Source organism: Promineifilum sp. (SeqCode) (assembly GCF_041918635.1).
Classification (GTDB): Bacteria; Chloroflexota; Anaerolineae; order Promineifilales; family Promineifilaceae; genus Promineifilum.
The window spans coordinates 1-6,497 of record NZ_JAYRVJ010000348.1 but is presented as its reverse complement, the minus strand read 5'-3'; the positions used below and the strand labels follow the sequence as shown (position 1 = coordinate 6,497).

Here is a 6,497-nt window from a genome sequence, read left to right as displayed (position 1 = left end):
TAGACGGCGGCGTAGCGGGCGCGCCGGTGGTCGTCCTCGATGGCGCCGCGCAGCATGAAGTAGGCGGCGTAGACCAGCCAGGCGACCGTCACCAGCGTCAGGCGCGGACTCCACAGCCACCACGTGTTCCAGGCCGGCTTGCCCCAGAACGAGCCGCCGACGATAGCCATGGACAGGAAGACCAGGCCGACTTCGATCGAGGCCAACGACACGGCGTCGTAGGCCCGGTTCGGCCGGCGCAGGTAGAGCAGCCCGCACACCAGGGCCACGCCAAATACCATCGCCCCCACCCAGGCCGAGCCGACGTGGAAGTAGAAGAGGCGCTGCACGTTGCCCATGGTCACTTCAACCGGGGCGAACAAGAAGATCGCGCCGATGGCGATAGCCATGGCCACGACGGCGGCGATGTTCATGACGCGAATGGCCCGGTCTAGCCGCGGATTGGAGATCGAGGCAGGGGTCATGTAAGTTTACTCCGTAGTGATCGTTGCTATCAGGTGCGACGCACTTTCTGAAGTGCGTCGCCCCTACGGGTTAGGACTCTACCACAAATGGATAGGTGAGAAAACCGGCGCCCAGCATCAGCAAATCATAGGCCATGACCAGCAGCACGGGGGCCTGCACCTGGGCCCACGACGCCTCGCCCAGCACGGCCGAACTGACGTAGGTCGTGGTCGCCATGGCCGCCGGCAACACCAGCGGCAGCGACAGCGGCAACAGCAGCACGGGCAGCAGCACCTCGCGCGTCCGTGTCTGGATGGTCATGGAGGTGATCAGCACCCCGGCGGCGACGTAGCCGAGCGTGCCCAGCGCCAGCACCAGCAGCACCAGCGGCAAGTAGAACGGCCGGTTGAAGAACACGGTGAACAGCACGACGAGGATGGCGTCGAGTAGCAGGGTGAAGAGGGTGATGCTGATGACCTTGCCGACGTAGAAAGCGGTGCGCGAGACGGGGGCGATGAGCAGGGCGTCGAACACCTGGTTCTCCCGATCCAGCGCCAGCGAGCGGTTCAACCCCAGCACGGCCGCCAGCAGCACGACAGCCCACAGCAGCGCCGGCGAGACGTTGCGGCCGATGTCCAGGTCGATGCCAATCGCCATGCCCAGCGCGAAGTTGAACATGATGATCGTCGCCAGGGAGAACATGACCATGACGCTGATGGTCTGCCGCGTCCGGCCCTCGATGCGCAGGTCTTTCCACACCACGGCCCACACGGCCGCCCAGTACTCTTTCATCATCACCCATTCTGTAGGGGCGGGTTTGAAACCCGCCCCTACATCATCGTCACGTCCGCATACAGATCATAGATGGCCGCCGGACTGATCTCCGCCCGCGTCACCTCGCGGGCGATCTGGCCGCGGTAGAGGATGACCAGCCGGTCGGCCAACCCCAACCCGTGGCCCAGGTCGTGGGTGATCATCAGGATCGTCCGGCCGCGCGCCGACTCCTCTTGCAGCAGCGCGTCGAGCAGGTGGCTGGCCTCCGGGTCGAGGCCGGTGTACGGCTCATCGAGCAGCAGCACGTCCGGCTCATGCAGCGTAGCCCGGGCGATGGTCAGCCGCTGCACCATGCCGCGCGAGAACGTGCCCACCGGGTCGCGCTGGCGGGCGAAGAGGCCCACCTTGCGCAGCGCCTCCAGGACCCGCTCCTCGATCCGGTCGAGGCGGTAGAGCCTGGCGAAGAAGGTCAGGTTCTCGGCCGCGGTCATGTCGCGGTAGAGCAGCGAGTGATGGGAGACGAGGCCGATGTGGCGGCGCACGCGATCGGCCTGATGCGGCAGGCTCCAGCCGCCGACGCGCACTTCGCCGGAAGTCGGCCGCAGCAAGGTGGCGACGATGCCCAGCAGCGTGCTCTTGCCCGCCCCGTTCGGCCCGACCAGCGTGACGAACTCGCCCTGCCCGACGTGGAGATCGACGCCCCGCAGCACCGGATTGAGGCCGTATTGTTTGACGAGGGCGTGGAGGCGGATCATTGTCGAGAATTGTAAGCGATTGCCCGGCGGCGGCAACTGGCAACGCTGTCAGGATTTCCTGCTACAATTGGAGGCATGGACTTGCCCACATGGACTCCCGAGGATCTGGCGGTCTATCGCGCGACCGCCCGGCGAATGCGCGAACAAGGTCGCGAGGCGGAAGCGGCGCGGCGCGAAAAGGCGTGGGCCATTGCGCGCGCCGCAGCCGAGTTACTGCGTACCCAGTTCCACGCGACGCGCGTGGTTGTTTTCGGCTCGCTCGCCCGCGAAATGGGGTTTACGCCCTGGTCTGATATAGACATAGCGGCTTGGGGAATCGATCCACTTGACACCTTGCGGGCCATCGGCGCGACCATGGACATGGCTGGCGGCATCGAGGTCAACCTGGTTGACGTGAATACGGCCAAACCCGCCCTCCTTGACGCTATCGAGCGCGACGGAATCGACGTATGAGCAGCGAATTCCTCGTCCTAGCCAGCCGCATCGATCAAGAACTGGCCGATTTGGAACAAACGGTATCTCGCGCCGAAAGAGCATTGCGCGCCGCCAATCAACATCGAGACGACGCCGATCTCTACATCGACGCCGTCGCGCTGAATTTGCACGACCTGTACACAGGCTTGGAACGTATTTTTCGAGGGATTGTGACGACCGTAGACAAAAGTATGCCGTCTGGTGAAGGCTGGCACCGCGATCTTCTTCAACAGATGTGTCTCGATCTTCCGACCATACGCCCTCCCGTACTGACTGAAGAAACGTGTCGCGCACTCGAGGATTTTCTGCGCTTCCGCCACGTTGTCCGCAACATTTATGCCTTTCAATTCGATGCCAACCGCGTCAATCAACTCACGCAAGAGGCGCGCGTCGTGCTAAATCGGATAACTGACGAGCTACAGCACTTCAAGGTATTTCTCGCGCAGGTGGGGCAGGAATAAGCGCCGGCTGCTAGCACTCAGCGAGATACACCACCCACTCCTCCGCATCATACAACGCCACACCATCCCACGCCGGATAAGCCGCCACGGTCGCGAAGCCGGACGCCCGCATCAGCTCTGTCATCTCCTCAACCGCATAGGTCTGGTCGCACAGGATGATCTCGTCCAGATGCCCGCTCTCCAGATGGAGGATCAGGTAGCGCTCCACCGACGTTCGCTCCGCCTCGTCCCAGCGCCGCTCGCCCAGGTGCAGGAACGGCCGGTCGCCCCACAGCCCTTTGTCGTCGGTGAACCACCACGAACTGTCGGCTTTGTCCACGCGCGCCGGGTCAAGCAGTTCCACGCATAGCCGCCCGCCCGGCCGCAACGCGCCGGCTACTTTGCGCAGCAATGCCGCCGCCTCCGCCCGCGGGAAGACGGCCAGTTGCCCGTAGAGGAACAGCGCCGCGTCGAACGCTCCGGCCGGCGGCTGGTAGTCGCGCACGTCGGCTTCGATGAAGACACAGCGCTCGGCCACGCCCGCCTCGGCCGCGAGCCGGCGGGCGTGGGCGATGGCCGCCGGGCCGAAGTCCACCCCGGTGACGTGGCAGCCGCGGCCGGCCAGCGGTACGGCGTAGAGGCCAGGGCCGCAGGTCAGGTCGAGCACCCGGCTGCCCGGCGACAGTCCCAGCCGCGCCCACAGCCATTCCAGTTGCGCCGCCCGTTCGGCGGCCACCCGCGACGCCGCGCCGTGCGACTCGTCCAGGTGTTCCCGCAGCATGCGCGCCGAGAAGGCGGGGTCGTTCCAGGGCAGGTTGCCGCCCCGCTCCCAGAGCGGTGCGGGGTCGGGCCGGCGGTAGATGCGCCAGAGGGCGTCGGCCAGCGTGGAGGGGATAGCGCTTCGTTGAGACATACGATTGGTATGGGCAGAATTGAAGAAGGATGATCCGCAGATTACGCAGATTTCGCAGATTTTGAGACGGTTATCGGTGAGTTTTGCGTGGATCACCGGGGCTTTGGATTAATCTCTTGGAAGAAACGGCGGCCCAACGCACGCTCGGCCGCCGCTGGTTATACCTTCGGTCGCGCGTTGCTGCTACAATACGGGCCAATCACGATTCATCGAGGCGCGTCCCGGCACGCCCTCACTCTGTATGGAACCCTTCACGTCGCTGCCCACGTTGCCTCTTGAACAGCGCTGGCGCGCCCAGACCGCGCCTGTCCCGGTTGTCGTCGCCCTCATCCGCCAAACCCATGCCGACAGCGAGCGCCTGCTGCTCATCCGCCGCGCCGGCGGGCCTTACGCCGGCCAGTGGGCGCTGGTCGGCGGCAAGTGGGACTTCGGCGAGACGCTGGCCGCGGCCGTCGAGCGCGAGGTGCTGGAAGAGACGGGGTTGATCACGTCGCTTGTGGCCGTGCGGGCGCTGGTCAGCGAGCGGGTCGCGCCCTGGACGGCCGGCGAGGCGGCGGACGCACCCGCCGCCCACTTCCTGCTGCTGGTCTGCGACCTGCTGGTGCGCGACGGGCAGGCCGCGGAACAGCAGGAGGGGCTGGTCCACTGGTTCGACCTGGCGGCCATCGACACCCTGCACGCCGCCGGTCACATCATCCCCAGCGACTACGCCATGATCCGCGAGTTCGCCACCGCCTCCTGCGCCGCGCCCTACGTCGAAGTCGAGATGCGCGCCCTGCTGGGCGGCCCGAGCGGCCAGCCGAGCGAGATGGTGCGCTTCCAGCGCCACGAAGGTTCATAGCTGCCCATGCCCCTTCTGCCCGGCGAACTCCTCCACAACCGCTACCGCATCGTCAGCCTGCTGGCCTCCGGCCCTTACGGCGCGGTCTATCGCGCCTGGGATGGCTCCGACCGGCGCGACGTCGCCGTCAAGGAGTACCTCGACGCCTCCGTCGAAATCCAGAAGCGCTTCCGGGCCGAGGCGCGGCGGCTGGCCGGCCTGCGCCACGCGCAGCTGCCGGAGATGCTCGACCACTTCGCGCTGGCCAACGGCCAATACCTGGTCAGCGCCTATGTGGACGGCGTCGATCTGCAAAGCCTGCTCGACCAGTACGGCCCGCTGCCGTCCGACCTGATCGCCCCCTGGCTCCAGGCCGCCTGCCGCCCCCTGACCTACCTGCACGGCCAGAACCAGCTGCACCTGAACGTCAAGCCGGCCAACATCCGGCTGACGCCGGCCGGCGAGGTCTTTCTGGTGGACACCGGCCTGCCGGGGCTGGGCGTGCGCCCCAACGCCCCCGGTTACGGCGCGCCGGAGCAGCAGGCGCAAGGGGACGTCGGCCCGGCGGCCGACATCTACAGCCTGGGCGCGACGCTCTACACCCTGCTGACCGGCAAGACGCCGCCCAACGCGCTGAGCCGCCAGACGGGCCTGAGCGACCTGACCCCGGCGCGCGAGGTGAACCCCGACGTGGAGCCGTACCTCTCCATCGTCGCCGGACGGGCCATGTCGCTGCGGCCCGATACGCGCTATGAGACGGTCGAAGCCTTTGCCCGCGCCCTGGAGCGGCCGGCGGGCCGCCCCGCGCCGGTCGTCAGCCCGCTGCGCCGCGCCGGGCCAGAGCCTGCGCCGGCGGCGATGGCCGCCGCCCCGCCCCGCCTGACGCCGCGCACCCGCCGCCAGATCGAGCGCCGCTCCATCATCGGCCTGTCGGCGCTGCTGGTGATGGTGCTGATCCTCATCGGTTTCCTGCTCACCTTTAACCTGACGCCGGGCGGCCAGGCGGAGGGGCCGGAGGCGACGGCCACCGTGCAATCGGCCATCATCGCCGCGCTGACCCAGCTCGCGCCGACGCCCTCGGCCACGCCCGAGCCGACCATCCCGCCCACGCCGACGCCGCAGCCGTTCATCACCAGCACTGGCTCGCGCATGATCTACGTCCCTGGCGGCATCTTCAGCATCGGCGACGACGCCAGCGAGGAGAACGACGAAAAGCCGGCGCGCATCGTCCACATCGACTCCTTCTTCATTGACGAGACCGAGGTGACCAACGCCGCCTACGCCCAGTGCGTGGCCGCCGAGGCGTGCCCGCGCCCCGACCGGGCCGGCGCGACCTATTACCAGGCCTATTACGGCAACCCCGACTTCGACGACTACCCGGTCATCAACGTCAGCTGGTACGACGCCGCGGCGTTTTGCGAGTGGCGCGGGGCGCGCCTGCCCACCGAAGCCGAATGGGAGTTCGCCGCCTCGTTCGACCCGATCGAGCAGGTGAAGTACCGCTTCCCCTGGGGCGACTCGTTCGACGGCAACCGGCTCAACTTCTGCGACGTGAACTGCCAGCGCGAGGATCGCGGCGGGGAGTGGGATGACGGCTACCGCGACACCGCGCCGGCCGGCAGCTACCCCGACGGCCGCTCGCCCACCGGCGTCTACGACATGATGGGCAACGTCATGGAGTGGGTCGGCGACTGGTACGACTTTGACTACTACGAGGAGATCGCCGACACCAACCCGATGGGGCCGGTGGAGGGGCAGTACAAGTCGTTGCGCGGCGGGTCGTGGCTGTCGCCGCCGGATGACCTGGGCGTGATCGTGCGCGACAATTTCGACCCGACTGTGTCGCAGGCTAACCTCGGCTTTCGCTGCGCCATGCC

8 protein-coding genes are annotated in these 6,497 nt (G+C 67.1%); 4 read left to right on the top strand and 4 right to left on the bottom strand.

Annotated features, from left to right (window positions below):
* The 3 genes from ACE3UY_RS11130 to ccmA form a co-directional block, all read right to left on the bottom strand.
* Window positions 1–464 (bottom strand): cytochrome c biogenesis protein (locus ACE3UY_RS11130; RefSeq protein ID WP_374687600.1); only part of this gene is annotated, 464 nt, incomplete at its 3' end.
* Window positions 465–534: 70 nt separating this feature from the next.
* Entirely contained in the window at window positions 535–1,239 is a 705-nt protein-coding gene (locus tag ACE3UY_RS11125) for a heme exporter protein CcmB (RefSeq protein WP_374687599.1), read from the bottom strand.
* 35 nt (window positions 1,240–1,274) lie between these two features.
* Window positions 1,275–1,973 carry a heme ABC exporter ATP-binding protein CcmA gene (gene ccmA, locus ACE3UY_RS11120; protein ID WP_374687598.1) on the bottom strand — a complete coding sequence of 233 codons (699 nt, stop codon included), beginning with the start codon at window positions 1,971–1,973 and terminating at the stop codon, window positions 1,275–1,277.
* A gap of 81 nt (window positions 1,974–2,054) precedes the next feature.
* Here ccmA and ACE3UY_RS11115 point away from each other — a divergent pair, with 81 nt between their 5' ends.
* Together ACE3UY_RS11115 and ACE3UY_RS11110 are read left to right on the top strand one after the other, a co-directional pair.
* Window positions 2,055–2,426 carry a nucleotidyltransferase family protein gene (locus ACE3UY_RS11115; protein WP_374687597.1) on the top strand — a complete coding sequence of 124 codons (372 nt, stop codon included), beginning with the start codon at window positions 2,055–2,057 and terminating at the stop codon, window positions 2,424–2,426.
* On the top strand, window positions 2,423–2,908 hold the full coding sequence (locus ACE3UY_RS11110; RefSeq protein ID WP_374687596.1) for a hypothetical protein: 486 nt from the start codon (window positions 2,423–2,425) through the stop codon (window positions 2,906–2,908). The genes ACE3UY_RS11115 and ACE3UY_RS11110 overlap by 4 nt, the downstream gene beginning before the upstream one ends.
* 10 nt (window positions 2,909–2,918) lie before the next feature.
* Here ACE3UY_RS11110 and ACE3UY_RS11105 read toward each other — a convergent pair whose 3' ends face one another.
* Window positions 2,919–3,800 (bottom strand): cyclopropane-fatty-acyl-phospholipid synthase family protein, encoded by an 882-nt coding sequence (locus ACE3UY_RS11105; RefSeq protein ID WP_374687595.1) that lies wholly within the window; start codon window positions 3,798–3,800, stop codon window positions 2,919–2,921.
* 241 nt (window positions 3,801–4,041) lie between these two features.
* Here ACE3UY_RS11105 and ACE3UY_RS11100 point away from each other — a divergent pair, with 241 nt between their 5' ends.
* Both ACE3UY_RS11100 and ACE3UY_RS11095 read left to right on the top strand, forming a co-directional pair.
* Entirely contained in the window at window positions 4,042–4,641 is a 600-nt protein-coding gene (locus ACE3UY_RS11100; protein ID WP_374687594.1) for an NUDIX hydrolase, read from the top strand.
* Window positions 4,642–4,647: 6 nt separating this feature from the next.
* A partial coding sequence (locus ACE3UY_RS11095) for an SUMF1/EgtB/PvdO family nonheme iron enzyme (protein WP_374687593.1) occupies window positions 4,648–6,497 on the top strand: 1,850 nt, incomplete at its 3' end.